The organism is Dolomitihabitans soli (genome assembly GCF_022213955.1).
Taxonomy (GTDB): Bacteria; Actinomycetota; Actinomycetes; order Streptosporangiales; family Streptosporangiaceae; genus Streptosporangium_A; species Streptosporangium_A soli.
Map to the genome: position 1 here is coordinate 59961 of NZ_JAKNTW010000031.1, position 26148 is coordinate 86108.

Genomic DNA, 26148 nt, shown 5'->3' on the forward strand with positions numbered 1-26148 from the left:
GATGACGGGCGTTCGGGAATGGTTTCGGCAGTTCATTGGACATGAGGACATGTCCGGTGACCCGGTCGTGGACTCGATCGAGCGGCTGGTGCTCACAAGCGCCGAAGGCCGCCGCGCCGCCTTCGACGACCTCGCCAGCGCCTTGTTCGGTGTCGTTTCCGATGTCCGACTGGCCGAGCGGGCCCTCGATGTTCTGACCGCAGCCGGGCCGACGGTCTGGATCGAGCTCGATTCGGCGCTGCGGCCCTGGCTGTACGGCCACCGCGACCCCCGCATCACGCCGGCGCCCGCCGTACGGAGGATGAGCAACCCGCTCGCGGTCGCGCTGGCCGCCTGCAGCCGGGATGGCCGCCAGCGCGAGGAAGGGATCCGGCATCCGCTCATGGCCACGGACGTGCGGCTGCTTCCTGTGCTGGTCGTCCGCACCGTGGACTGGGCCGCAGCCGTGCAGCGCCAGGCTCTGCGAGTCCTGTCGGAGGTGCTTTCCCGCTCCGACGCGGCGGTGCTGCAGGCCGTCGTCCCGGTGGCGGTGCGGCTCGGAGACCGGCGACGCGGAAATCCCGCCACCGAACTGGTCCGCCAAGCCCTTCTGCGAGCCGACGACGACACGCTGAGCGCTGTACGGCGTTGTGAGGACCTGCGCGGGCGGCGGTTCGCCTTCGAGGTTTCGCTGCGCGCCGAGCGGATGGATCGGCGGCAGCTCGCCGCGGCGGCGCGCCACGAGTCCGACATCATCTCCCGCACCCGATGCGCCGAGGCGCTGGCCGCACAGGCAGTCACCGGCAACCAGCCCGAGCTGATGGAGGAACTCCTGGACGCGGGTTCGGCGCGGGTCCGTGTCGAAGCGTTGACCACCCTGGTACGGTTCGGTCGTACCGACTTCGGGCCGCGTTACCTGGGCGATCACGCATCCATGGTGCGGCTGACCGCGCAGTGGTCGGTCCGCCGGGCGGGTGGCGACCCGGCCGAGCTCTACCGGCGGCTCCTGGCGGCCCCCGCAGACCGGGGTTCGCGCGGACTGCTGGCCGGGCTCGGCGACTGCGGCACGCGCGCCGACGCAGAACTGGTCCTTCCCTACCTCAGGGATCCGCGACCACGTGTCCGGGCGGAAGCCGTACATACGCTGCGCCGTCTGGGCGCGCAGATCGACGTCGCCGACCTGCTGGAGGATCCCGCGCCGGTGGTGGTCCGCAACGTGCTCACCACCCTGCGGGCCGCGGGACCGAACGTGCTGGTCGAGCGGCTCTGGGCGCTGCTCGGCGACGACCATCCCCGCCACGTACGGCAGGCCGCTCACCGGCTGCTCGCCGACCGGGACGCCTGGACCCGGGTCAGGGCAGATCTTCTCCTGGCTGTGGACCCTGATGAGGCTCTGAGCCTGCGGGCTCGCACCGATCTGAGCAGCTGGTGCGCACATGACTCGTCGAGCATCTATTCGGCCTGTCCGGCCGGGCTTCGGGACGAGCTGGAGGACCTGTTGTCCACGGCGGAGGAGAGGGTGGGCGTGGCCAACGCCCGCCTGCTGCGTTGGCTGATCAGGACCAGCGGATGACCGAGTTCGCGGGCGTCTTCCAGAGTCCTGATGGGCCCCCGGGTGAGCCGTCCGTCGGAACGCTGAGGAGGTCCTCGCCAGCGGTAACGGCTACGCCAAGGTGACGAAGACGCGCTACAAGTGCACTCAGGCCGCGGTCACCGACCGTTACCTACGAGCTCGGCAGCGCATCGTTCGGCCTGACAGGCGTTTTAACCCCTTGAATACCGATATTGACATTATTGATCTGTTCGCTTCGGCGATCGATCATCGAGAGCAGTAGCGCTCCTCGCCTCGGGAAGGATCTTCATGATTCGCCGCGCATCGCTGGCCGTCCTGCTCGCTCTCGGCACCCTCACCGTTATCAGCTCGCCCGCGCACGCCCGCGCCTGCAGGATCGACTTCCACTGCGAAACGTACTACTACACCGACTCCGACCGCACCACGCTGGTGGGGGTCAAGTACGAGAACTGTGTCGGGGATGAGACGTGGGTGGGCAGGCGCGGGTCCTATCCGGTGTTCAACGAGAACCCCTGCTGAGCGTCCGCTCAGCAGAACAACGATAGTGGCCCCATGATCACGAAGGTGATCATCCCGAGCGCCGACAAGGTGCCATCCGGGCGGCGACGGTGGCTTCGATCAGGTGCCACGGTGAGGTCCTGCCCGCCGACATAACCCGTTGGTCACGTCAGGTCGCCTGTGGCACGGTGGCGGGGTGGTCAACAAGCTTCCGCACACCGTGAACGAGGCGATCGCTGCCGAGCAGGCGGGTCAGGTCCTGCGCTGTCTGTTCTTCTGGGGCCACCGGCCCGCCCGCGACGGGAGCGTCGGCCCGGGGTGCCTGTCGCAGTGGTGGCCGGTGTCCTTCACCGAGGACGGGCACGTCTTCGCCTCCGCCGAGCACTACATGATGGCCCACAAGGCGTGGTTGTTCGACGACCACGACATCGCCGCCCAGATCCTCGAAGCAGGCCATCCGGGAGAAGCCAAGAAGCTCGGCCGGGCCGTCCGGAACTTCGACGCAACCCTCTGGAACGCCCACCGCTTCGACATCGTGGTCCGCGGCACCCTCGCCAAATTCGGCCAGCACCCCGACCTGAAGCAGTACCTGCTCACCACCCGCAACCGGGTCCTGGTCGAGGCCAGCCCACGGGACCGGATCTGGGGCATCGGCCTGACCGCCACCGACGAGCGCGCCGCCTCCCCGGCGACCTGGCAGGGGCTGAACCTGCTCGGCTTCGCGCTGATGGCCGCCCGGGACGCGCCGGAACCGGGCACCTGAGCGTCTCCGCTGGTCGCGGAGCGCGTCACGTGCCGTTCGCGGGCACCCGAGCGATCAGTCCACGAGCATGCGGCTGCCCGGCGCGTGGCCGCAGCAGTGCGACCGCCTCGTCGGCTGCCCCGCGTTCGGCCGGGGTTTCCGCAGGGGCCACATCGCCAGTAACCCATGACCGGTTTGCCGGGGCGGCGGTTTCCGGACTACGCCGAGGGCAGCCGGAGCAGGCCGGCATCGACGACGCCGCGGCCGAACTCGCGGGCGAGCTTGGCCAGGCGGTCACAGCCGCCTTCGCCGAGGGCTTCGTAGGCGGGCAGGGCGAGCAGATCGGTGTGGCTCTCGATCCGCTCGCGCAGGGCAGTGCCCTCGGCGGTCAGGGTGAGTCCCTCGCCGAGCAGGCCGCGGGAGCGGAGCCGGTCCTCGGCGGTCAGCCAGTCGCGCTCCGGCCAGCTTCTGCTCGCCTTGAGGAATCTCACGGGGACCTCGCCGGTGGCCGCGTGCAGGACCAGCGCCTCGGGCGGCGTGATCCCCTCGCTCAGGAGCAGTCCGACGTGGCCGTCTCCGCGGAACTCCCGTAGCAGGGTCTGGGCATGCCAGAGCACCAGAAGCGGATCATCCGGCCAGGGCAGTGCGGCGTGGGCGGCGAACAACGGGCGGCCATGAAGGTGATCGCAAGCCGCCTCGGCCGCGTGCCTGGCAAGCGTGGCCGTCTCCGTCAGATCGGGGTGCTCGTGCAGCTTCGCACGTCGCAGCGCCGCGTCGGCCGCCTCCAGCCGTGCGGCCAGGACCTCCTCCGGTGTGGTGATCTCCCAGGCTGCCGGGATCACCTGCCGCACCAGCGCGGGGGCGAAGTTGTAGAAGGTGGCGATGACCAACTCGGCCGAGGCCCGGCCGAACGGGGCGGCGCGCGAGGCGAAGTATCCCGACATGCGCGCGGTGAGGCCGAGCGCCGCGAATCGCTCCGACGCCTCGGGCACGAAATAGATCATCCCGTGCACCGGCTCCAGACGCCTCCAGGCTTGCCGGGCGGCTTGCACACTGACCATGGGGCCTCCTCAGGATATCCAATACCGACCGGTCGGTTTCTGAAAGCTACGCGTAACCGTGTCAACGACGCAAGAGCCCGGCACCCGGTGTACGGCCGGCCGCGCGAGGGGGAGGGTCGGTCCTTGGGGATGATCCAGCCGACTCCACCCACAATCCGATGGAACCCTTCCGGTCCGAACGCAAGCTCCGATACAACCCGCCGGTCCCCAAGCAGAGGCCGCGGGCGATGGCCGACGAGCAGCATTCGCCGCGGCAGTACACGACGATCTTGCAGCCCTCGGGCAGCTCGTTGATCCGGTCGGCCGGTTCGGCGACCGGGATGCAGAAGGCTCCGGGGATGTGGCCGGCCGGGTATTCCTCCACCGGACGCACAACCGATCTCACTCGTTTAGGAGCGGCTGACGGCATTGTAGAAGACCTCTTCGCGCACGGTGGTGAGCGCGAGGTCCATCGCACCGGCGAGAACCGGATTTCCCTCAAGGGCTGATAGCCGGACCTGAGGATGGGAGTGCAGGAGCGCGTGCAGTTCCCGCTCGACGAGGTCTCGCAAGTGCTCGCCGCCCGCCGCCATCAGCCCGCCGGTGAGCACGATGAGTCCGGGGTCGACGACTGAGGCGATGGCTGCTAGGCCGACGGCGAGCCGGGAGGCCACCAGCCGTAGCCCGGCGCCCGCCTCCTCGGCCGTCCGGCCGGCACCATGCCGGGCGAGGTCGACTGCGGATGTCATGGCCTGCCGGAAGTCAGGAGCTTCCACTCCATAGGTGCGCAGCAGGTCGCGGACCGCCGGGCCACCCACCAGGGCTTGGTAGCCGTGATGAGCGAACCGGCCGCCGTCGCGGGCGGTGGCGGCGCCGGGGATGGGCATGTAGCCGACCTCGCCGGCGCCGCCGAAGAAGCCGCGGTGCAGCCGCCCGCCGATCACCAGGGCGGAGCCCAGCCCTTCGTCGGCCCACAGCAGCACGAAGTCGGGGCAGCCGGCCGTCGCACCGTGCGCCTGCTCGGCGAGGGCGACGAGGTTGACGTCGTTCTCCACGTCGACGGTGACGCCGAGCCCGCTGGACAGCGTGGGCAGCAGGTCGGGAATGTGCCAACCGGGCAGTTCCTCATCTGTCGCGTAGCACAGGACGCCAGTGGTGGGGTCTACGGCGCCCTGCACACCTATCACAATCCGGCGCAGGGGCCCGGGTGGATCGGCTCCCGCGATGGCGGTCCTGAGCCGTTCGATTAGGGGGGCGGGTGCCCTATAGGGGACGGCGATCGTGTGCTCGCCTCTGATTGCCCCGGTGATATCGGCCACTCGGACGCCGATCCGGTCCTGGGTGACGTCGAGGGCGGCAACGTAGGCGGAGTCCGGGTTGATTCGATAGGTCTCGGCCGTGCGCCCGGGCTGGCCCGCCCGGACGCCGTCGCTGATCACCAGGCCGGCCTCCTGCAGCCGGGCCAGGAGCTGGAAGGCCGTCGGCTTGGACAGGCCGGTCAGTTCGCCGATCTCGGGCCGGGTCAGGGGGCCTTGCTCGAGCAGGACCCGCAGAGCTTTGCCGTTGTTGATGGCGCGCATCAGGCTAGGTGTCCCGTTAGGGGCGGTCTTCACTTCGCCTCCCGTGTCGGCGTCACGTTGACGACAACGTGAGAGCGTACAGGGCGATCGCCGCGAAATCGTCGGCCGGCTCGGACGCCTGCCAGGAGCGTACGTCGTCGACGAAGCGGCTGCCGTGCCCGGTGAACTCCGCGTAGCGGTCCACGCCGTCGGGCGGGCAGGGCGGCATCTCCTCGAAGTGCCCGCCGAGGCCGCCCTCGAACAGGCTCGCGCTGTTGGGCCCGTTGACGACCGCGCCGATGGCCGGTTTGCCGGTGATGTTGGCGATCTGGTGGTGCGGGCAGCCGATGGAGTTCTCGCCCGCCCCGGCGACGAAGGACACGCCCCACGGGTTCGCGCCGAGTGCCCAGTTGCGCTGCTGGGTGCCGAAGACGTCGTAGGCGCGGTCGCGGGTCACCGACCGGTAGAGGCGCGCGGTGGCGGCCAGGCCGAACGCGTGCGGCACGGAGTCGAACGTGTCGTAGCGCGCTCCGGCCCGGAACGGGTCCGTGGCGGCCCGGCTCGCGCCGAGGTCGAGCTGGGCCTTGAGCCCGGCGATCAGGTCGGCCTCGGTGACGGCGAGCCCGCCGGTCCTGGCGGCGCGCATGGCCTTGAGGAGGTCGGCGTGGGCCAGGGCGCTCACGTCGTACAGGTTGAGCGTGTCGCCCTGCTCCTCGTCGAGGTAGCCGCGCGCCCAGCCGGCCGCCTCCGCCAGCCACTGCCCGGCGCGCGGGTCGCGCAGGCGTTGCGCGGCCAGGGCGAGTTCGGCGCCGCCGAGCTGCATGTCGTCGCGCCAGACGCTCTCGGGGTAGAAGGCGTGCGGCAGGGAGGTGACCAGTTCGCCCACGTCCGTGGTCTTGGCCATGGCGTAGATGGAGGCGGCTTGGTCGAGTAGTTTCCTGGCGCGCCGGTGGGACGGTTCGAGCTGGGCGGCCAGGGCGAAGGCGGCGGCGGTGCGCCCGGCCAGGTTGGGGCTGATCGGCTCGCCGGGGGCGGCGGCGCGGAAGACCGGGCGGTTGCGGATGAACTGGTGGCCTTCGGCGTCGTCGCCGTCGTCGGCCTCGGGCAGCCGCCAGATGTCGTGGTCGCCGACGAAGGCGCCTTCGACGTTGCCGACGCCGATGCCGACCTGGATGTAGAGGGTCTTCGACTCCTCGTCCCACATCTTGTCCAGATATTTCAGGCCGTGGGCTGCTTCCTTCCGCAGGGCGTGGTTCGGCGCCCTGCCGTCCCGCTGCGCGGCCCACAGCAGCGTGTCCACGTACGCGAGGATGTGGGTGAACTTGAGATAGTCGCCCGCGTCGAACCAGCCGCCCTCGACGTCGACCGGACCGCCGACCTTCGTCAGTTCGCCCTTGATCTGGTCGGTGTCCGGGCCGGTGAACTCCGGCCACTCGTAGACGGACGCGGCCCGGTCGTTGAGGTGGCTCGGCTTGCGCGTCGCGTCGGCGCCGTCGCGCTGCAGGCCGAAGAAGCCCAGCATGTCGGCCGCCGGGGTACGCGTCGGCGCGATCGCGAACTCGGCCGACGTCGCCCCGCCGGCCTTGATCCGGTAGCGGCCGGGGGTGCGCAGCCGGGTCAGGTCGAGGTCGTGGACGTGCGGGTAGCGGCTGTTCCAGACACCCCGGTCGGGCCCGGCCCGCCCGGTGAGCACGACCCGGCCGCGCCGGTCGACCACGGTGAAGCGCCCGGCCCGGCCGCTCGTCATCAGGTACGCGTGCTTGGTCTCGCCCGGCCAGTAGCCGACCTGGTCCACCCGGACGAGCCCGGGGGCCGCGCCGGCGTGGGCCGGCGCGTTCATGGTCGCCAGCAGCGCCAGCGCGAGCGTGGCAGGGATCAACCTTCGCATCTGCTCCTCCTGAAGTGTTCACGTACTCGGGTCCGCGCGGTCTCGGCCGCGTCGAGCAGGTCCAGTCCGGCCAGGGCGGCGCCCGCGACCGGGGGGAGGGCGCTGACCACGACGCGCGCGTCCGGCGCGCTCGCGCCGATCGCGGCCTCGATCAGGCCGTGCATGTACGGGTCCCGCGCGGTCAGCACGCTCCCGCCGAGCACCACCTCGGCGGGCGTGCCGAGCAGGCCGAGCCGCTTCAGGCACACCGTGGCCATCACGGCGACCTCCTCGGCCTGCCGCGCGACCACGCCCCTGGCCACGGCGTCGCCGTCGCCGGCGACGGCGAACAGGCCCGGCACCAGCTCGTGCAGCCGGGCCGGGTCCAGTTCGCCGAAGTGCAGGGCGAGCACCACCTCCGTGACGCTCGCCGTGCCGAAGTGCGTGACGACCAGGTCGGCCAGCGCCGTGGCCGGGCCGCGCCCGTCCTCCATCCGGGCGGCGTGCCACAGCGCCCAGTCGGCCAGGTCCTCGCCGCCGCCCCAGTCGCCGCTGCGCCTGCCGAGCGCGGGGAAGCGCGCCACCTCGCCGGACGGCGACACGCCGGCGGCGTTCATGCCGGCCCCGCACACCACGACGACGCCCCACGGCCGGGAGGCGCCGGCGCGCAGCACGGCGAAGGTGTCGTTGGCCACCGACACCTCGCCCGCGCAGCCGCGCGCCGCGAACTCCGCGCGCAGCGCCTCCTCCTCGGCGGGGAAGTCGGCCCCGGCCAGGTAGGCGGCCATCACGTCGGCGTACGGCGCGGCCATGCCGTCGCGCAGCGCCCTGGCCCCCCGCTCCACCACGTCGGCGGCGGCGACGACTCCTGCGCTCTGCGGCACGAACGGGCCGGTCCGGCCGGTGGCGAGCACCGTGCCGTCCTCGGCGACCAGCGCGAGGTCGGTCTTGCTGTTGCCGCCGTCCACCGCCAGGATCGTCCTCACTGCGTGCCCGCCCAGGGCAGGTGCGGGCGGTTGGCCTCCACCAGCAGCCCGGTCAGCTCGCGGGCCAGGTGCTCCTGGCCGATGAGCGGGTGGGCGAGCAGCGCGTCGGCGACGCGGTCGCGCCCCCCGTGCAGCGCGGCGTCGAGCGCGAGCGTCTCGTACGCCGACACGTGCGCGACGAGCCCGGCGTACAGCGGCTCGACGGGAGGCACGGGCAGCGGCACGGCCCCCGAGGCGGTGATCCTGGCCGGCACCTCGACCACCGCCTCGTCCGGCAGGAACGGCAGGACGCCGCCGTTGCGCACGTTGACGACCTGGGTGTCGCCGCGGTCGCCGAGCAGCGAGGCGATGAGCGCCACGGCGGCCTCGGAGTAGAACGCGCCGCCCCGCTGCTCCAGCAGCTCCGGCTTGGCCGTCACGGCCGGGTCGGCGTACATCTCCAGCAGCTTCTCCTCCATCGCCGCCACCCGCGACGCCCGCGACGGCTCCGTGCGCTGCTCGGCCACCACCAGGTCGTGGGCGTAGAAGTAGCGCAGGTAGTACGACGGCACCGCGCCGAGCCTGGTGATCAGCTCGGCCGGCAGCCCGACCTCGGCGGCGAGTTCCTGGCCGCGTTTCGTGATCAGGTCCGGGAGCACGTCCACGCCGTCCAGGTGGACCGACCGTACCCAGGTGAGGTGGTTGAGCCCGGCGTGCCCGAGCGACACCCGCGACGGCGCGACGCCGAGCAGGACGGCGAAGCGGCGCTGGAAGCCGATCGCCACGTTGCACAGCCCGATCGCCCGGTGCCCGGCGTCCAGCAGCGCCCGGGTGACGATGCCGACCGGGTTGGTGAAGTCGACGATCCACGCCTCCGGCGCGTGCTCGGCGATCACCTCGGCGAGGTCCAGCACCACCGGCACCGTGCGCAGCGCCTTGGCCAGGCCCCCGGCGCCCGTGGTCTCCTGACCGACGCAGCCGCAGCGCGGCGGCAGCGTCTCGTCCACCTCGCGGGCGGCCTGCCCGCCCACCCGGAGCTGCAGCAGGACGACCGCCGCCCCGGCGACGCCTTCGCGCACGTCGCCGGTGGCGGTCACGGTGGCCGGGTGCCCGGCCGCGCGCAGCATCCGGCGGGCCATGCCCGCCACCAGGTCCAGCCGCTCCGCGGCCGGGTCCACCAGGGCGAGCTCCGTCAGCGGCAGTTCCTCTCTCAACCGCGCGAACCCGTCGACCAGCTCAGGCGTGTACGTCGAGCCGCCCCCGACCACGGCGAGTTTCAACCCTTTACTCCCGTCAATGTCACGCCCTCGATGAAGACCCGCTGGGCGAAGAGGAAAACGATGATCACCGGCGCCGTCACCAGCAGGGTGGCGGCCATGGTGAGGTTCCACTGCACGCTGTGGAAGGCTTTGAAGGTGGCCAGCCCCAGCGACAGGGTCCAGCCCTCCTGGTCGACCCCGGCGTACAGCAGCGGCCCGTAGTAGTCGTTCCAGCAGTAGAAGAACGAGAACAGCGCCACCGCCGCGATCGCCGGGCGGGCCATCGGCAGGATCACGGTGAACAGGATCCGCACGTCCGAGCAGCCGTCCACCCTGGCCGCGTCGGTGTAGTCGCGCGGGATCGTGATGAGGAACTGGCGCAGAAGGAAGATCGAGAAGGCGTCGCCGAAGAGCATCGGCAGGATCAGCGGCCACAGCGAGTCCGTCAGGTCCAGCCGCGCCCACACCAGGTAGATCGGCACCGCGACGACCTGCGGCGGCAGCATCATCGCGCTGATCACCACGAGGAACGCCAGCTTGCGCCCGCGGAAGCGGAACCGGGCCAGCGCGTACGCCGCCGGGACCGACGACACAAGCATGAACAGCGTCGCCAGGGACGCGTACACGAAGGTGTTGACCGTCCAGGTGAGCAGCTCGGAGCGGGCGAAGACGTCGCCGAAGTTGGCCCAGTTCCACTGCTCGGGCCACAACCGGCTGGTGAGCGCCTGCTCGTCGGTCATGAGCGCGGTCAGCGCCACGAGCACGACGGGGCCGAGGAACATCAGCGCGAGCGCGATCGCCAGGGCGTGCTGCGCGATCCACATCAGGCCGCGCCTGCGCGTCACGACACCACCTCCGCCCGGCTGAACTGGCGCAGCAGCACCAGCGTGAACAGCATCGCCACCACGAACAGCAGCAGCGCGTGCACGGAGGCCAGCCCCATCGACCAGTCGCGGAACCCGGTGTGAAACAGGTGCTGCGGCAGCGTGAGCAGCGAGCCGTCCGGATAGCCGGGGGTGAATGTGGTGCCCGCCGAGTCGGTCGCGCCGGAGGCCACCCGGGAGGCGATCATCGCCTGGGTGAAGTACTGCACGGCGTAGATCACCCCCGTGACCGCCGAGAACATCAGCACCGGGGAGATGACGGGCAGCGTGACGCTGCGGAACTGCCGCCAGGCGCCCGCGCCGTCGATCGCGGCGGCCTCGTACAGGTGCTTGGGCACGTCCAGCAGCGCCGCCAGGAAGATCATGATGGCGTTGCCGGCGCCCCACAGGGCGAGCAGCGTAAGGCTGGGCTTGGCCCACGCGGCGCTGCCGAACCAGTCGGGGCCGGTGATCCCGAACCGCGCCAGCAGCTGGTTGACCGGACCGGTCGCCGGGTTGAGCAGGTAGACGAAGGCGACCGTGCCGGCCACCATCGGCACCAGCGACGGCAGGTAGAAGATCGTCCGCAGGAGGCCGCCGCCGCTCTTCAGCTTGGTCAGCAACTGCGCCACGCCGAGCGCGAACAGCACCTGGGCCGGGACCATGAACACCACGAGCCAGAGGGTGTTGAGAGCCGACTGCAGCACGCGGGCGTCGGAGAAGGCGTAACGGTAGTTGTCCAGGCCGATGAACTCCAACGTGAACAGGTCATAGCGGTGGAAGGAGAAGTACACCGTGGACAGCAGCGGGTAGACGAAGAAGACCGCCACGCCGACGATCCACGGCGACAGCCACAGCAGGGCGCGTCCGCCCTCGCCGCGCCACCGGCGCGGCGCCGGCGCGACCCGGGGGGAGACCATCATCAGCCCCCGGCGAGCTTCAGCTTGTCGTTGATCCGCTTGTCCACCCCGGCCAGCCCGGCGTCGAGGTCCTCGACCGCGCCCTTCTCCCACTGGATGAGGAAGGTGGAGAAGGCGTCCTGGTTGAGGACGCTGTTGACGTTCGGCGGCAGCGTCGAGGTCTTCGGGTGGGCGAAGATGTCGAGGAACGTGGCGAAATTGTCGTCCCTGGCCAGGTCCGGGTGTTCCATCGCGGCCTGGGTGGTGGGCACGTTGCGCAGCGCGTTCGACAGCGTCACCAGCGACTCGGTGTCGGTGGTGAGGTGCTTGACCAGCTCCCAGGCGTGCCGCGGGTGCTCGGCGCCTCTCGGCACGCCGATCACGGTCCCGGCGGTGAAGCCGCTGCCGTACAGCTCGGGCTGGTCGTCGGCGACGGGCAGCGGGGCGGTGCCGTAGTCCAGCTCCTTGGCCACCGGGTCGTTGGCGATCATGGCGTTGCGCCACTCGCCGTCGAGCACCATAGCGATCTTGCCCCTGAAGAACGGGTGCTCGGCGCCCCACTCGTCACCCAGGCCCTTGCGGAACTTCTCCAGCTTGTCGTAGCCGTACCAGTCGACCAGCTCCTTCTGCCAGCGCAGGAGCTGCTTCCACGCCGGGTCGGAACCGATCGCCGAGGTGCCGTCGTCGTTGTACCACCTCGCGCCGACCATGGGGCCGAGGTGGCTGGGGGAGTTCTCGTAGTACTGGAAGCTCGGGACGAACCCGGCGACCTCGATGTTGCCGTCGGCGTCGCGGACCGTGAGCTTCTTGGTCAGCTCGGTCAGCTCGCTCAGCGTCTTGGGCGGCTGCTCGCCCTTCATCAGCGCCTTGTTGTAATACAGCCCGTACGCGTCGGCCAGCAGCGGCATCGTGCACCGCTTGCCCTCGAACTCGGTGTAGGCCCGGGACGCGGCCGGCAGCACGGTCAGGTCGATGCCGTCCTGCTCGATGACCGGGGTCAGATCCTGGAACGCGCCGGACTTGCACCACTGGGCGACGTTGTCCGTGGTGAACGAGGCCGCCACGTCGGGCGCCTTACCGCCGCGGATCGCCTGGGTGATCTGGTCGTCCTGGATGCCCTTCTTCGTGGTGACCTTGATCTGCGGGAACTTCTTCGTGAAGCCCGCGACCGCCTCCTCGAACGCCTTCGTCTCGACGTCGGTGGAGAAGCCGTGCCACAACTCCAGCGTGGCGGCGGGCAGCGCGGCGGCGGCCGGGCCGGTGCCGCTTGTCGTGGCCTTGGGCTGGGCGCCGAGCGACGGCGGCGCCTCCTTGCCCGCGGTGCATGCGGTCAGCGACAGGGCCAGTAACCCGGCCGCCGCGAGAGAGACGAAGCGCACGAGGATTCTCCTTAAGACCAGGGCGAGATGGGGGGCGCACGGGTCACCACGCACGCAAAGTTAGTAAGTATTCCTAACTTTTAGTGGAACATAGGTCGCGCTGCTGCGGCGGTCAAGGGACGAAATCAAGTCGTGACCCGGAAATCGGGCGTCTCTGGCCCTGGGGCTAACGGGATCTGCGCACGGTACCGGTAACGTTCCTAACTAACGATCGGCGTCGTACAGCGTGCGGTCCACGCCGGCCGGCCCGGCCAAGATGATCACCAAGTCGTACGGTGCACCGCGCCAGATACCGACGGCCATCACTGACCACAGCGCACTGTCGGTGCCGTCGAGGAACTGGGAGGGTGCCAGGCCGACCCAGCCGAGCACGCTGTTGACGGCTCCTTCCCGAGCTGGGTGATAGAGGATGCGCCAGACCTCGGTGACTACTGCCAAGGCCACCACGAACTGGAGGTGATCGCCGCCGTCGGCAAGGACGCCGCCAGAGCGACCGCGAGTGCGAAGATCCTCGCGCGTGCAATTCGCTTCACGAACGACTCCGATCTTTCCGGCGCGCTATGGGCGCGTCGTACTGTGCGGCCCCCACGCGGAAACCCGGAACCCGGTTTCCGCGTGGGGGGCCGCGAGGGCGCGTCCATCGCAGGACGCACCCTCGCGCGTTCTCAGGTGGACTCCTCGATCAGAAGTCGTCGGCGGTGCGGATCCGGTCGCGGACCCACACGCCGGCATCCTTGAGCCTGCTCGTGCCGGCGAACGGCCCGCTCGGGCAGGTCCCCGAGTCGAAGACCGCGCCAGTGCGGGAGTCGTCGGAGTAGTTCCAGTTGACCCAGCTGATCTTCTTCTGTGCCATCAGGTCGATGTACTGCTGGGATCGGCTGAAGTTGTTGCCGCCGTCGCCGGAGGCAGTCTGGGTGCCGAACTCGGTGACGAACATCGGCAGCAGGTCGGCCGCGCGCGACAGCGTGTTCAGGTATTCGGTGCCGTGCGAGGCGGCGTAGAAATGGAAGGTGTACATCAGGTTCGTCCCGCTGACCGGGTTGGCGCGGATGGTGTCGGTCTGGTCGCCCGGACCCGACACCCCCAGCGACGACCAGGCAGGCGTGCCGACCAGGATCGGCGCGTCAGGGTCACGCTGGCGGATCACCGGGACGAGCTGGTTGGCGTAGTTCCGGATGACCGACCAGGTGACGGAGTCGCCGTTGGGCTCGTTGGCGATCTCGTACAGCACGTTCGACTTGCTGTTGTGCCGCTGGGCGATCTCAGTGAAGAACGTCTTGGCCCGAGACAGGTTGTAGGTCGGGTCGCCGGGAGTCAGCATGTGCCAGTCCACGATCGCGTACATGCCACGCGCGGTTGCCATCTCGATCAGCTGATGCACCCGATCGGTGAACCGGCGGGGGTCGGTCTCGTAGCCACCCTCCTGGATGTACATCGAGATCCGGAACACGTCGGCCTTCCAGTCGACGGCCAGCGCGTCGAGTGAAGCGGCATTCAGGCACTGGTCGTACCACTGGATCCCGTGACTGCTCATGCCGCGCAGCTGGATCTGCTTGCCGTCCTCGTTGCAGAGCTTGGTCCCGCACACCCTCAGCTGGCCGTTGGCCTCGACGGGTGTGCCATTGCCGCCGCTGTCGGTTGTGGTGCGGGCGGTGGTGGGTGTGCTGGCGGGTGAGCGGTTGCCGGCGGCGTCGATGGCGCGGACGGTGTAGGTGTAGGAGGTGTCGGCGTTCAGGCCGGTGTCGGTGTGGCTGGTCCCGGTCGCGGTGGCGATTCGGGTTCCGCCTCGGTAGACCTCGTAGCCGGTGACGCCGACATTGTCGGTGGCGGTGTTCCAGGCCAGTGAGATGCTGCTGGCGGTGGTGCCGGTGGCGCGCAGGTTGGCCGGCGTGGAGGGTGGGGTGGTGTCGTCTTCGCCGTTGTTGGGGTGGCCGTAGACGTCGAGCTCGTGAAGGGAGTAGCCGTAGTCGGTGCCGCGGGCGGTGCCGTACATGCGGATGTGGCGGCCGGTGCCGGTGACGGTGAGGTCGTCGATGTCACCGTCGGCTGTGGTGGTGGTGTGGATAGGGGTCCAGCTCGTGCCGTTGGTGGACACCTCGATGCGGTAGGCCTGCCCGTAGGCGACCTCCCAGTTCAGCCGCACACGCGAGATCGTGTGCGTGGCGCCCAGGTCGATCTGGATCCACTGCGGATCGCTGCCCTCGGCCGAGGCCCAGCGGCTGCTGGTGTTCCCGTCCACCGCCAAAGCGGCCTCAAAACCCGGCCCCTCGACAGAGGAAGCGGTGGCCGGCTTCCCTCTGGAGACGAGCTGATCCTCCTGGGCACCGTCGTCAGCTGCGGAACGGGCGGTGGTGGGTGTGCCGGCGGCGTCGATGGCGCGGACGGTGTAGGAGGCGTTCAGGCCGGTGTCGGTGTGGCTGGTCCCGGTCGCGGTGGCGATTCGGGTTCCGCCTCGGTAGACCTCGTAGCCGGTGACGCCGACATTGTCGGTGGCGGCCGTTGTGACGGTCTCGGCCTGAACGGTCCCGGCATGGCTGGCTGCAGCGCTTACCGGCTGCACGGCCAGCGTGAGTGCAGTCACGCCGGCCGCCACGAGCAAGCGGCGACGTCCAGGACGGTTGGGCACAGGAGGTGGTTCGTGCACCACAGGTAGCATTGACGCTCCTGACATGGGGGATGTGAGCGAGAAACCGCGCGGTAAACGCCTTCCGCCCGGCTAGTCAATCGTTAGGATAGTTTCCTAACTTAACGCGGAGCGTAGGTGGGCCGGCACGGGTCTGCAAGACCCAAAATCGAGAAGCGTCCGAAGATGAGGCATGCCCCCAGGTCGACGTAGTTTCGGTTTAGTGCGGCAGGGCGTGGCTCTGGCACCTAGGGCATGACGGTGCCCGCTCGTAGGTTAGGAACCGTTACTAAACCGCGGCTGTCGTGACCAGTTCCGTGGGCAGGTGCTGCGACTCGGTGTCGTGACCTTCCGCCAGGAGGAGTTCGCATCTCTCCCGTATGCCGCGGACTTCTTCTCGTGGCATCAACACTCTTTACGGTTCACCGCAATTCGTGTTGTGATCTGTCGTGTTTCTACCGTTCAATCGATTGACGAGGGATGCGGGAGTATGCCGAGAAGAGTGCTGGGCGTCCTGATGGCGGCGGTGCTGGCAATGGCCGCCACCGGGGCGCCGACGGCAGCGGGTGCCACGCCCCGGAAGAACATCGTGTACGTGTCACCGGACGGCAAGGCCGGCGCCACCGGCACGCGGACGGACCCGTTGGCGACGGTCGAACAGGCCCGCGACATGCTGGCAGGCCGGACCAGCGAGCGCGATCCGGGCACCGTCTACATCCGGGAAGGCGTTTACCAGACGTCTGAGACGATCGCGCTCAGCGGCAAGGAGAACTCGTATGTCACCTACGCCGCGTACCCGGGCGAGCAGGTCGAGTTCGCCGGGGTCACCACGCTCGCGCCGGACAGGTTCCGCAAGCTGAGCGAAGTTCCCGAGGGGGAGGCGAAATGGTCGTCGAGGTCCCGCGTCCCCGCCTCGGCGTACGCCGACGTCCACGTCTACGATCTGGGGGCCGAAGGCATCCCCGCCGGGCAGCTCAACAAGAACGGGTTCAACTGGAAACCGCAGCCGTTCGCACCCGAGTTGATCACCGACGACGCGGCCCAGACGCTGGCGCAGTATCCGAACGGCCAGGAGAAGCTGGACCGCGCCGCCCTCGGCGTCAAGGAGGCTCCCAAGGGTGCCCGCGACTACTTCTCGGACAAGACCGCCGACGGCACCACCCTGCCCTATGAAGACATGCTCAAGTTGCCCGGCCCCGTCTACACCGTCGTCGCCCCCGCCGTCGCGGACCGCTACACCACCTGGTCCAAGCCCGTCGGCACGCCGGAGGAGGACATCGACAACACGGCGTACGAGACCGACGGCTGGCTGGCCGGCTACTTCGGCAACAACTACGCCAACGATCGCGTGCGCATCGACTCCATCGGCAAGGACCAGCTCGACCTGAGCACCCGTTATCCCACGATGTACATCGCCACGGACAAGTGGACGTCGTTCGTGGCCCAGAACGTGCTGAGCGAGCTGGACGCCGAGGGGGAGTACTACATCGACCGCTGGCAGGGCAACAACACCCTCTATTACTACCCGCCCGGCGGGACGGTCGCAGGAAAGGAGATCAGCCTCACGTCCTTCGACGCGCCCTTCTTCGAACTGGAGAACGTCAGGGGAGTGACCCTCAAAGGACTCAAGCTGAACGGGACCACGGGCACCGGTGTGCGACTGCTCGACGCTGAGTCGTGCACCGTCGACGGCGTGGAGATCCTCAACGTCAGCATGGACGCGATCGCGATCGGCGAGGCGAACGACGCGATCACCGCGATCGCCGAATACCGCACGAGCAGGGGCGGCCACCGTAACAAGGTGATCAACAGCAGGCTGCACGACCTGGGCGGCGGCGGAGTCTTCGCGGCCGGCGGCGACCGCGACTCGCTGGAGCGCGGCGACCATGTGGTCGAGCACAACGAGATCTACGACTTCTCGAAGCTCGCCACCTACACCCCGGCGGGCTACATGTACGGGGTCGGCAACACCTTCAGGTACAACTACGTCCATGACGCGCCCCACATGGCCGTCCAGATCATGGGCAACGACATGGAGATCAGCCACAACAGATTCGAGAACCTCGTGACCTACGCCTCCGACCAGGGCGTGATCTACGCGGGCCGCGACTACACGTATCTGAACAACGTGATCTCGTACAACCTCTTCAAGGACGTCGGAGAGGACGGCAACCAGGCCGTCTACATGGACGACGGGGTGTCGGGCATGGTGATCCACCACAATTTCATCGACAACGCCCAGCACGGTCTGTTCTACCAGTCGGGGCACAGCAACGTCGCGACGGACAACGTGTTCAAGGACGTGACCTACATCGGGCACGACAAGCTGTACCACGAGGAAGGCCGGCGATTGCCGGTGGCCAACTCGAAGGTCGTGGTCGAGCGCTTCAACGACATGTTGAAAGTGGGCGACGGCACCGGCTTCACCAACACCCGGAAGAACGTCGAGAAGTGGTACCAGCGCTACGGGAAGCAGTATCCGAACATCCGGGACTGGTACCTCCCGGCCGACTCGAAGGGTGAGATCTGCACCTCGATCGGAACCACGGAATGCACGGAGTCGTACGTGTGGAACGACCCCGACTCCTTGTACGTGCCGTCCCACAACGTGCTGACGCGTTCGGTGAGCATCGCCTCGGGTGACTTCGCCTACACCGACGACGCCGACGGGCTGAGCGTCAAGACGTTCAACCCCGGCTTCGACTCCCACAACGTCAAGAAGAGCGCCGCCGCCGACTTCGCCTTCGATCCCGCCACGGGAAAGTTCGACGCGAAGACCACCCCGCTGAACTCGGCCGACGGCTTCGGCCGGAAGTGGGTCGAGGAATGGAACGCGAAATTCACCCTGGAGGGAATCGGACCGCGCGGTTCGGACACGCGACCCTGATCACCGCTCGGCCCTGTTGATCGGGGTGCGGGGTGGCAGCCCGACCGCGGACGGTCAAGTTGATGGAGAAGGCGCCGGGAGGTGCGATTCACCCGACTGCGGCCGGACGGTGGGAGCCGGGTAACGGGAGACCGTTATGCACGGATCTGCGGGAGCCCGGGGGTGTGATTCCCCCGGGCCTCCCGTCCTGCTTCTCACGGAGCATCTTGTTCTCGCGGCGCGGGTGCCGGGTGCGGGCAGCGCGCGCCTGCCGTCAAGGACCTTGCCGCCGAGTTGCGCCGCCCCGCCCGGTGGGGTGCCGGTCAGCTGCCGGCGGCACAGGTGTCTCCGTTGAGGGAGAACCGGGTCGGCAGGGACGCGTCACCCGTGTGGTTGGCCAGGTAGCCCATGGTGACGCTGCGGCCAGGGGCGATGGAGCCGTTGTACGCGGCGTTGACCGCGGTGACGATGTCACCGCCCTGGGTGAGGTCGGTGTTCCAGTCCGAAATGATGGTCTGGCCCCGGGACATGGAGAAGGTCAGCGTCCAGCCGTTGATCGGTGTGGTGCCGGTGTTGGTGATGGTGAGGTCGACGGTCATGCCGGTGCCCCAGGTCTGCGTGATGTGCTTGATCCGGCAGGTCGGCGCGGCCCGCTCGAACGACACGCGGTGCAGTCCGCCGGGAAGGTCGTTGACGACGTAGAACTCGCCCTCCGGGGTGCTGCCGAACGCGGTGACCTGCGTGGGCATTTCGCCGATCTCGGCCCGGAGGTAACCGCCTCCGCCGTCCTCGCGCAGCGCCCACACGGTGGAGGAGCAGTAGTCGGTGGCGATGTAGGTGCCCCCGACCAGGTCGGCGAACTCCTCGCCGCGGTACACCTCGCCGCCGATGACCGCGCAGCCGCCGGTGTACGGGGAGTAGGTGAAGACCGGTTTGGTGTACACGGCGCCGGACCGGCACTGGGTCTGGTCGAACACCTCCAGACCCTCGTAGCAGGACCAGCCGAGGTTGGCGCCCGCCTGCTGTCCGGTCTTGATGTGGTTGATCTCCTCCCACCTGCCCTGGCCGACGTCGCCGATCCACATCGAGCCGTCCGCGTGGTCGATGGAGAAGCGCCAGGGGTTGCGCCCGCCGTACATCCAGATCTCCTCGCGGGCGCCCGCGACGCCGACGAACGGGTTGTTCCTGGGAACGCAGTAGGCCAGGTTTCCGCAGCTTCGGTTCACGTCGACGCGCAGGATCTTGCCCAGTAGGGTGTCGAGGCGCTGCCCGGTGTCGAGGGGGTCTCCGGAGCCGCCGCCATCGCCGATGCTCATGTACAGGTAGCCGTCGGTGCCGAAGGCGAGCTGGCCGCCGTTGTGGTTGTTGTACTCGGCGTGCTCCTGGGAGAGCAGCGGCTCGAGGCTCGCGCTGTCCAGCCTGTATCGGGCCAGGGTCACCGCGCCGTCCGGCAGCGCGGTGTACGCCAGGTACAGGTCCTGGCTCTGGGCGAAGTCGGGCGCGAGGGCGATGCCGAGCAGGCCCCGCTCGTTGCCGGATTCGTCCACTGACGCCGTGATGTCGATGATCGGGGTCGGCGCGAGACCGGTGTCCGGGTGGTAGACCCGTACGGTGCCGCGCTTCTCGATGATGAACAGCCGGTCTGTCCCGTCGTCGGGTGCGGCGATGGCGGTGGGGCGGCGCAATCCGAAGGCGACCTGGGTGGTGGTCGCGTTGATCTCTTCCAGCGGCACCCTGGAGGCATCCTGTCGCCCCGCGCCGCTGTCCGCGACGGACGAAGACGCGGCCGCGACGGATGAGGGTGTCGTCGCGGCGGCCGGTGGGGTGAGGGCGGTCAGCGGGGCGAGCAGTGACAGGGACAAGGTGAGCAACGCGGGGGCGGTCCAGCGTCTTCCTGGCATTCGGGCTCCAGAGGCGGGGCTTCGTCGGGGTCCGGAGGACAGCGGTTCCCCGGGACCGGAGCGCGTCCGGGCTCGCGACACGCCCGGCCCGGTCACATCCCGCCCCGAAGCGAGCGGAGTACGACGCCGACCAGGCAGGTCCGTGCTCTGACGTGCCCGACCGGACGGTATCCGCTTGCCCGCCGTCACAACCAGGCCGCGACCGCGACTTCCGTCCTGAGCGGCGACCCCAGGCCGTTGCGGCCATTTTCTTCCCCTCTGACCAGGGGCGATACGTAAGCCCTTCGGCGAGGCCCGCCACCGGCCCAATGAAACGTACATCGTCATGGACCCGGCTGACCGCAGGCTGGGCAGGCGTGGAGGGGTTGGCGCCAAGCCGCGAACCTCGCGCCACATCCGGCACGGTCATCGCCCCGGAACCGAGAGCGTAAGGCCCGGCCTGCCGCCGAACGAGGACGCCGACATGGGCCTCGTCTTCCAGCTCCACCGCGCCTGACCGCCCCCGGACGGTGGTGGGGCTCCCCCCACCATCGTCCAGGGGGCGTCCTTCATGGTGTCCTCCGCCGGGCGCGGCCAGACTGATCAAGAAAGTTGGCCAAGCGCCCAATTGACTGGAGGACCCCCATGCGTGTTCAGGTGAACGGCACCTCGCTGTACGTGGACGTCGAAGGCGCCGCCCTGGAGCCCGACGGCGGTGCGATGCGCGAGAAGCCGACCCTCCTGCTGCTGCACGGCGGCCCCGGCCACGACCACTCGATCTTCAAGCCCGCCTACGGTCAGCTCGCCGACCTGGTCCAGATCGTCTACGTCGACCAGCGCGGCAACGGCCGCAGCCAGAACTCCGACCCGGACACCTGGAACCTCGACCAGTGGGGCGACGACGTGCGCGCTCTCTGCGACACTCTCGGCATCGTCAAGCCGATCGTCCTGGGCTGGTCCTGGGGCGGGGCCGTGGCCATGAGCTACGCCTCACGCCACCCCGACCACCCGGCCAAGCTGATCCTGCAGAGCACCGTCGCCCGCTGGGACCTGGACCGGATCGTCGAAGGCTTCCGCGCCGAGGCCGGTGAGGAGGCCGCCACGGCCGCCAAGGCGTTCCTCACGGAGGGAACCCCGGAGACGTTCGCCGCCTTCGGACAGCTCTGCGCCCCCGCGTACAGCCCCGACCCGGACTTCCCGGCGGAATCCGACATCCAGGCCATGGCCCGCATCATCCCGAACCCCGGGCTCACCATGAGCTTCATGTCCACCGCCCGGTTCGATCTGACCGCGCGCCTGGCGTCCATCCGGTGCCCGGCGCTCGTCGCGGCCGGTACCCGCGACCCCATCACGCCGCTGTCCACGGCGCAGGAGATCGTGGACGGCCTGCCCGGGGCGCACCTGGAGGTGTTCGAACGCTCCGGCCACTTCATCCCCGACACCGAGGGCGAGCGGTTCTTCTCCCTGCTGCGCTCCTTCATCACCGGCTGACCGGCGCCATGACGTACCTGCCGGTCGGCGAGCGGCGACGCGCCATCATCGACGCCGCCATCGAGGTGATCGCGGAGGAGGGACTCGCCCGCGCCACCACCCGCCGCATCGCCGAACGGGCCGGCACGCCGCGCGCGACCATCCACTACTGCTTCCGCGACAAGAATGAGCTGATCCTTCTCATCGTGGCCCAGGCCCGCTCCACCATGCACGTCGCCTTCGCCCGGTTGTCACCCGGCGCCGGATTCGAGGCGACGGTCCGGGCCGTCGTCGCCGCCTACTGGCAGTGGATCCGCGACGCCCCCGGCCTGCACCTGGCGCTCCTGGAGCTGACCCTGTGGGTGATCCGCAACCGGGAGAACGTGGTGCCCGGCGGTGACGTGTGGGCCACGGTGAATGCTCCACTCGGCGGCGATCTCATCGAGGACGCCCTCTCCGCCGCCGCCCGGGCCGACGACCTCCACCCCGCCGTCCCCGTATCCGACCTGGCCCGCTTCCTCATCCACCGCATGGACGGCCTCGTACTCGAACGCGCCGAAACTCGTGACGAGGCAGTCTGCGAGCGTCAGACGCACCTACTCGCCAACGCCCTCCTCGCCCTCGCCACCCCGTGACCCAGAGCTGGACGGCGTCTTCCGGGCAAAGCCTCCGGATGTCGCTCGGCGGCGTCGTCCACGAGTCCTCGCATACCGCTTGAACTGGATGGAGGGGGTTCCGGCAAGCGCACGATCTCAAGGCTCGGCGACGGGCCGAAATCGGGGGCGGTAAACGGCCGTGCTATACCAATAGCCGTATTAGTACGATCGTAGTGAATTGGTGAGGAGTCCTATGAGGGTCGCAGTAGTCGGTGCCGGGCTCGGGGGAGTGGCGGCCGCGGTAGGACTCCATCGCCTGGGTCACGAGGTGACGCTCTTCGAAAGGGGCGCCGAGCTTCGGGAGGCGGGCACCGGGATCGCGGTCATGCCCAACGGGATCCGGGCACTGGACGGGCTGGGCCTGGCCGAAGGCTTTCGCGGCTACGTCATGTCCGCCGCCAGCGCGGGATTGCGGGACTGGCGCGGACGGGCGCTGCTGGTAACCGACGCGGCCCAGGCTCAGCGGGAGGTCGGGGCGCTGGCCATCATCGACCGGGCGGAACTGCACCGGGCGCTGCGCGCCCCGCTGCCGGTCGAACTGGTGCGCACCGCGACACCGGTCGAGCGCTTGGAACCCGACCCCACCGGGGTCACCGTGATCAGCGACGGCACCCCCGTCGCGAGGGCCGACGCCGTGATCGCGGCCGACGGCATCGGCAGCAGGCTGCGCGGGCAGCTCTTCCCCCGGCACCCCGGGCTGCGGCGGACCGGCCGGGTGGACCTGCGCGGCATGCTGCCCAATCCTCCCGGCCTGGATCCGGCAGACCTGCTGGCCAGCCAGTTGGTCGACCGCCGCAGCGGGGCGATGTTCGGCCTGTTCCCCGTCGGCGGGAACCACCTGTACTGGTTCACCGACTCCGCACTCCACGGCCCGCCGCCCGGGGCGGATGAGGCGCGCCGGCAGATGCTGTCCCTGATGGCCGACTGGCACCCCCTCGTCACGACGTTGATCGAGGCCACCCCGCTCGCCGACATCTACGTCGACCCGATCGCCCGCCTGGCCGAACCGCTGCCTTCGTTCGCGGCCGGAAGGATCGCGCTCCTCGGCGACGCCGCGCACGCCATGACCCCCGACCTGGGCCAGGGCTCCAGCCAGGCCTTCGAGGACGCCGCCGCGGTGACCCGGCACCTGACCGACGCCGAGCCTGCGGATGTCGTCCGGTGCTTTCACCGCTACGACGCGGAGCGTCGGCCCCGTGCCAACCGCATCATGCAGGCGGCGTCCCGGCAATCGTGGCTTACCTCGCAGACGGGCGCGACCGCGTGGCTGCGTGACGCGCTGCTGCGGGCGATACCGTCCCGGCTCGCCACTCGGCGGCTCGCCGCGCTCTGGCATGCCTGATCTGGCATGCCTGATCTGGTGTGGCGATCTCATCGTCGGCGACGGTCAGGCACCGGACAGCGCGCCCCGCACGATGGCATCGGCGATGCTTCGGACGGCATCTTCGCTGATGTGCTGGGGCGGTGTGGATATCAGGACGAACAGCGCACCACCGTACAGAGTGATCAGGATGGGGATCTTCTCGGCGGGGATGGGGAGACCGCGCTGGGTGTGGTAATCGGCGGTGAGTAGCGTCGAAGCATCCCGCAAGCCGGCCAGCGCCGAGGCCAGCGCCGGCCGTCGTACCGCTTCCAGCTGGAGTTCGAAGATCGCGAGGTAGCGGTTTCGGAGAGTGGTCGCCGCTTCGAACAATGATTCGGTCAGAAGGTCGACGACGTGTCCGATGATGTCCGCCGGGACGCTCGCCGTACGCGCCGCGGTGCTCTGCTGGTGCTGATCGGCCTGGTCCATGTCGGCCTGGTCCATGTCGGCATGGTGCAGCTCGACGATGCGCTGCGCGGCGGCCACCAGCAGCGCCTCCCGGCTGCGGAAGTAGTTCGAGGCTGTTCCCTGCGGGAGCCCGGCGGCGTTCTCGACCGCACGGTGGGTCAAGCCGTGTACGCCAGAGGTCGCCAGCAGATCTATGGCGGTATCGGTCAAGGCTCGGCGACGGGCCGGATTGGTGGGCGGCACGCGACCATGATATAGAACTATCTGTACTAGGACGATCGTAGTGCCTCGCCCGGCGTGGCCCCGCTGTTCTGGAGGCATGTGCGCACCAACGGCGAGGGAGCAGATGCCGGCCGGTCGCGGAGGTCCTCAGCTCGGCCAGAAGGTCGACAGCGCCACATGGAGGGCGGTCGCGCCCAGGACGCTGACGACGGCGTTGCGGGTTTTCAGGTGCAGCCCGATCGCGGCCGCCAGGGCCAGGGCCGTGGGTGCGACGGCGGGCAAGGCCGTGAGGCGGACGTCGCGCAGGGTGTACAGGGTGAGGATCAGCATGATGCCGACGGGCATCTGCCCGGCGAGGTACTGCAGGACGGCAGAGCGGCGCAGCGGAGTCGACACGACGAAGGGCAGGGCGCGCAAGCCCCAGGTGATGACGGCGCTGACGGCCACGGCGGCGGCCAGATAGAGCGGGCTGGACATGGTGGGGTTCTATCTTTCCTGGGTCGGTGCGGTCGGTGCGGTCGGTGCGGTCGGTGTGACCCGTGCGGCCCGTGGGGTCGGTGTTGCGGCCCGTGTGGCCGGAGTGAGCACGGGACGATCGCCGTGGCCGTCGGGGACGGGCGCGGCGGTGCGGTGGCGCAGGGCGTAGCGGGTCAGCAGGCTCGCGGTGAACACGGCCATCGCGATCGGCAGCACCTGCCCGGGAGCCAGGAGCGCGGCCAGGGCGAAGCTGGCCACGGCCAGCAGAGGGGCGGGCAGGTCCCGCCGGGCGCGCCAGGCGTCGATCGTCAGGACCACGAACAGGGCGGTCAGCGCGAAGTCCAGCCCGCGCAGGGTGAACGGGATCAGCGAGCCGGCGAGTGCGCCGACGGTGGCCCCACTGACCCAGTAGCCCTGGCACAGCACCTGCATCCACAGGATGCGGGCGCTGCTCCAGGAGCGGGCGCGTCCGCCGGTGGTCAGGGCGTAGGCCTCGTCGGTGAGGGCGAAGGTGGCGTAGACGCGGCCCAGCGGCCGTACCTGATCCAGGGGGAAGGACAGGGCGTAGAAGACGTGCCGGAGGTTGACCAGTAGCGCCGTCACCGCGATCTGTCCCAGCGGTGTCACGGCGGCGGCCAGGCCCAGCAGCAGGAATTCCAGCGATCCGGCGTAGATCACGGCGGTGAACACCGGTGCCCACCACCAGGCCAGGCCGGTGTGCACGACCAGAACACCGAAGCTGATCCCCAAGGGGAACAGGCTCAGCCCCACGGAGGCGGTGTCGTTTGCGGCCGCGGCGAAGTCCCGCGACACGCCCCTGCCTTGCTTTCTACTCATTGAAGCAATTTTAGTGCGAATGTCGCATAATATGGTTTCAAATATTGTCAGGAGCGAGGCTCGTGAGTAATTCTATAGCCCTTGATCGCGTCGATCGTGAAATATTGTTTCATCTGGCTCAGGACGGACGTCTGTCGAACGTGGAGTTGGCCCGCCGCGTGGGACTGACGCCGCCGCCGTGCCTGCGCCGGGTCAAGCGCCTGGAGGACGCCGGCGTCATCGCCGGCTACCGGGCGCAGATCTCGCCCGCGGCCCTGGGCCGCTCCCTGGAAGTGGTCGTCTCAGCGGAGATCGCGGTCAACGACCTGCAGACCGTCGAGGACTTCGAAGCCCGGGTCGCGGCGCTGGATGAGGTCGTGGAGTTCCGGCGCATGTTCGGGCGCCCTGACTACTACATCCGCGTGGCGGTCGCCGACCAGATCGCGTACGAGAAGTTCCTCACCCAGCAGATCCTGCCGCTGCCCGGGGTCTCCCGGGTCGACTCCCACCTGACCATGAAACGTATCAAGGACTGATCCGGCGGATCCGGGCGCCCGCTCCCACCGGCCTTCCCTGACGGGCGTGATGACAGCTCATCCGCGGCGGTCGCCTCATGAGCTCGGCGGCGACCGCACCTGGGACGAGACGGAAACGTACGTCAGCCCCCGCTCTCCGAAGACGATCACGCGTCATCGGTGAGCGGGCTAAACCGGCTCAGCGTACGTTTCCGTTCCGTCACACTCC

23 protein-coding genes are annotated in these 26148 nt (G+C 69.3%); 8 read left to right on the forward strand and 15 right to left on the reverse strand.

The annotated features are described in order from the left end of the window. Positions 1-49 precede the first annotated feature (49 nt). From MBA17_RS39275 to MBA17_RS39285, 3 genes are all read left to right on the forward strand, one after another. Positions 50-1552 (forward strand): HEAT repeat domain-containing protein, encoded by a 1503-nt coding sequence (locus tag MBA17_RS39275; protein WP_238502784.1) that lies wholly within the window; start codon positions 50-52, stop codon positions 1550-1552. Between the two features lie 288 nt (positions 1553-1840). Beyond that, the gene (locus tag MBA17_RS39280) at positions 1841-2071 is read left to right on the forward strand and encodes a DUF6289 family protein (RefSeq protein WP_238502785.1); all 231 of its coding nucleotides are present in this window, start codon (positions 1841-1843) and stop codon (positions 2069-2071) included. A gap of 175 nt (positions 2072-2246) precedes the next feature. Then, positions 2247-2813, forward strand: coding sequence for an NADAR family protein (locus tag MBA17_RS39285; protein ID WP_238502786.1), 567 nt, complete (start codon positions 2247-2249; stop codon positions 2811-2813). 197 nt (positions 2814-3010) lie between these two features. On the opposite strand, the gene MBA17_RS39290 is transcribed toward MBA17_RS39285, so the two are convergent. The 11 genes from MBA17_RS39290 to MBA17_RS39340 form a co-directional block, all read right to left on the reverse strand. Beyond that, entirely contained in the window at positions 3011-3853 is an 843-nt protein-coding gene (locus MBA17_RS39290; protein ID WP_238502787.1) for an SCO6745 family protein, read from the reverse strand. A gap of 61 nt (positions 3854-3914) precedes the next feature. Then, the gene (locus MBA17_RS39295; RefSeq protein WP_238502788.1) at positions 3915-4262 is read right to left on the reverse strand and encodes a rhodanese-like domain-containing protein; all 348 of its coding nucleotides are present in this window, start codon (positions 4260-4262) and stop codon (positions 3915-3917) included. Beyond that, complete coding sequence (locus tag MBA17_RS39300; RefSeq protein WP_238502789.1) at positions 4243-5445, reverse strand: ROK family transcriptional regulator; 1203 nt, start codon at positions 5443-5445, stop codon at positions 4243-4245. The genes MBA17_RS39295 and MBA17_RS39300 overlap by 20 nt, the downstream gene beginning before the upstream one ends. A 19-nt stretch (positions 5446-5464) precedes the next feature. Next, positions 5465-7279, reverse strand: coding sequence for a glycoside hydrolase family 9 protein (locus tag MBA17_RS39305; RefSeq protein ID WP_238502791.1), 1815 nt, complete (start codon positions 7277-7279; stop codon positions 5465-5467). Beyond that, positions 7267-8244: an N-acetylglucosamine kinase gene (locus tag MBA17_RS39310; protein ID WP_238502792.1), complete on the reverse strand. Its 978-nt coding sequence runs from the start codon at positions 8242-8244 to the stop codon at positions 7267-7269. The genes MBA17_RS39305 and MBA17_RS39310 overlap by 13 nt, the downstream gene beginning before the upstream one ends. Further along, on the reverse strand, positions 8241-9503 hold the full coding sequence (locus tag MBA17_RS39315) for a 6-phospho-beta-glucosidase (RefSeq protein WP_238502793.1): 1263 nt from the start codon (positions 9501-9503) through the stop codon (positions 8241-8243). Before MBA17_RS39315 ends, MBA17_RS39310 begins: the two co-directional genes overlap by 4 nt. Continuing rightward, the gene (locus tag MBA17_RS39320; RefSeq protein WP_238502794.1) at positions 9500-10327 is read right to left on the reverse strand and encodes a carbohydrate ABC transporter permease; all 828 of its coding nucleotides are present in this window, start codon (positions 10325-10327) and stop codon (positions 9500-9502) included. The genes MBA17_RS39315 and MBA17_RS39320 overlap by 4 nt, the downstream gene beginning before the upstream one ends. Next, positions 10324-11268, reverse strand: a complete 945-nt coding sequence (locus MBA17_RS39325) for a carbohydrate ABC transporter permease (protein WP_238502795.1) — start codon at positions 11266-11268, stop codon at positions 10324-10326. Before MBA17_RS39325 ends, MBA17_RS39320 begins: the two co-directional genes overlap by 4 nt. Then, positions 11268-12623: an extracellular solute-binding protein gene (locus tag MBA17_RS39330; RefSeq protein WP_238502796.1), complete on the reverse strand. Its 1356-nt coding sequence runs from the start codon at positions 12621-12623 to the stop codon at positions 11268-11270. The genes MBA17_RS39325 and MBA17_RS39330 overlap by 1 nt, the downstream gene beginning before the upstream one ends. Before the next feature lie 204 nt (positions 12624-12827). After that, on the reverse strand, positions 12828-13061 hold the full coding sequence (locus MBA17_RS39335) for a hypothetical protein (RefSeq protein WP_238502797.1): 234 nt from the start codon (positions 13059-13061) through the stop codon (positions 12828-12830). A gap of 244 nt (positions 13062-13305) precedes the next feature. After that, a complete protein-coding gene (locus tag MBA17_RS39340) occupies positions 13306-15204 on the reverse strand; it encodes a cellulase family glycosylhydrolase (protein WP_238502798.1) in 1899 nt (632 codons plus the stop codon). Between the two features lie 532 nt (positions 15205-15736). On the opposite strand from MBA17_RS39340, the gene MBA17_RS39345 reads away from it, so the two are divergent. Then, positions 15737-18133 carry a right-handed parallel beta-helix repeat-containing protein gene (locus tag MBA17_RS39345; protein WP_238502799.1) on the forward strand — a complete coding sequence of 799 codons (2397 nt, stop codon included), beginning with the start codon at positions 15737-15739 and terminating at the stop codon, positions 18131-18133. Positions 18134-18435: 302 nt separating this feature from the next. Here MBA17_RS39345 and MBA17_RS39350 read toward each other — a convergent pair whose 3' ends face one another. After that, entirely contained in the window at positions 18436-20013 is a 1578-nt protein-coding gene (locus tag MBA17_RS39350; RefSeq protein WP_238502800.1) for a PQQ-dependent sugar dehydrogenase, read from the reverse strand. Between the two features lie 624 nt (positions 20014-20637). Here MBA17_RS39350 and MBA17_RS39355 point away from each other — a divergent pair. From MBA17_RS39355 to MBA17_RS39365, 3 genes are all read left to right on the forward strand, one after another. Beyond that, positions 20638-21483 carry an alpha/beta fold hydrolase gene (locus tag MBA17_RS39355; RefSeq protein WP_238502801.1) on the forward strand — a complete coding sequence of 282 codons (846 nt, stop codon included), beginning with the start codon at positions 20638-20640 and terminating at the stop codon, positions 21481-21483. 8 nt (positions 21484-21491) lie between these two features. After that, positions 21492-22097: a TetR/AcrR family transcriptional regulator gene (locus MBA17_RS39360; RefSeq protein ID WP_238502802.1), complete on the forward strand. Its 606-nt coding sequence runs from the start codon at positions 21492-21494 to the stop codon at positions 22095-22097. A gap of 214 nt (positions 22098-22311) precedes the next feature. Beyond that, positions 22312-23460 (forward strand): FAD-dependent monooxygenase, encoded by a 1149-nt coding sequence (locus MBA17_RS39365; RefSeq protein ID WP_238502803.1) that lies wholly within the window; start codon positions 22312-22314, stop codon positions 23458-23460. A 45-nt stretch (positions 23461-23505) separates the two neighbouring features. Here MBA17_RS39365 and MBA17_RS39370 read toward each other — a convergent pair whose 3' ends face one another. The 3 genes from MBA17_RS39370 to MBA17_RS39380 all read right to left on the reverse strand — a co-directional run bounded on the left by MBA17_RS39370 (position 23506) and on the right by MBA17_RS39380 (position 25425). Beyond that, complete coding sequence (locus MBA17_RS39370) at positions 23506-24132, reverse strand: TetR/AcrR family transcriptional regulator (protein WP_238502805.1); 627 nt, start codon at positions 24130-24132, stop codon at positions 23506-23508. Between the two features lie 126 nt (positions 24133-24258). Continuing rightward, positions 24259-24588, reverse strand: coding sequence for a branched-chain amino acid transporter permease (locus tag MBA17_RS39375; protein ID WP_238502807.1), 330 nt, complete (start codon positions 24586-24588; stop codon positions 24259-24261). 9 nt (positions 24589-24597) lie between these two features. Then, positions 24598-25425: an AzlC family ABC transporter permease gene (locus MBA17_RS39380; RefSeq protein WP_238502809.1), complete on the reverse strand. Its 828-nt coding sequence runs from the start codon at positions 25423-25425 to the stop codon at positions 24598-24600. Positions 25426-25487: 62 nt separating this feature from the next. Here MBA17_RS39380 and MBA17_RS39385 point away from each other — a divergent pair, with 62 nt between their 5' ends. Continuing rightward, complete coding sequence (locus MBA17_RS39385) at positions 25488-25940, forward strand: Lrp/AsnC family transcriptional regulator (RefSeq protein WP_455432941.1); 453 nt, start codon at positions 25488-25490, stop codon at positions 25938-25940. Positions 25941-26148 lie beyond the last annotated feature (208 nt).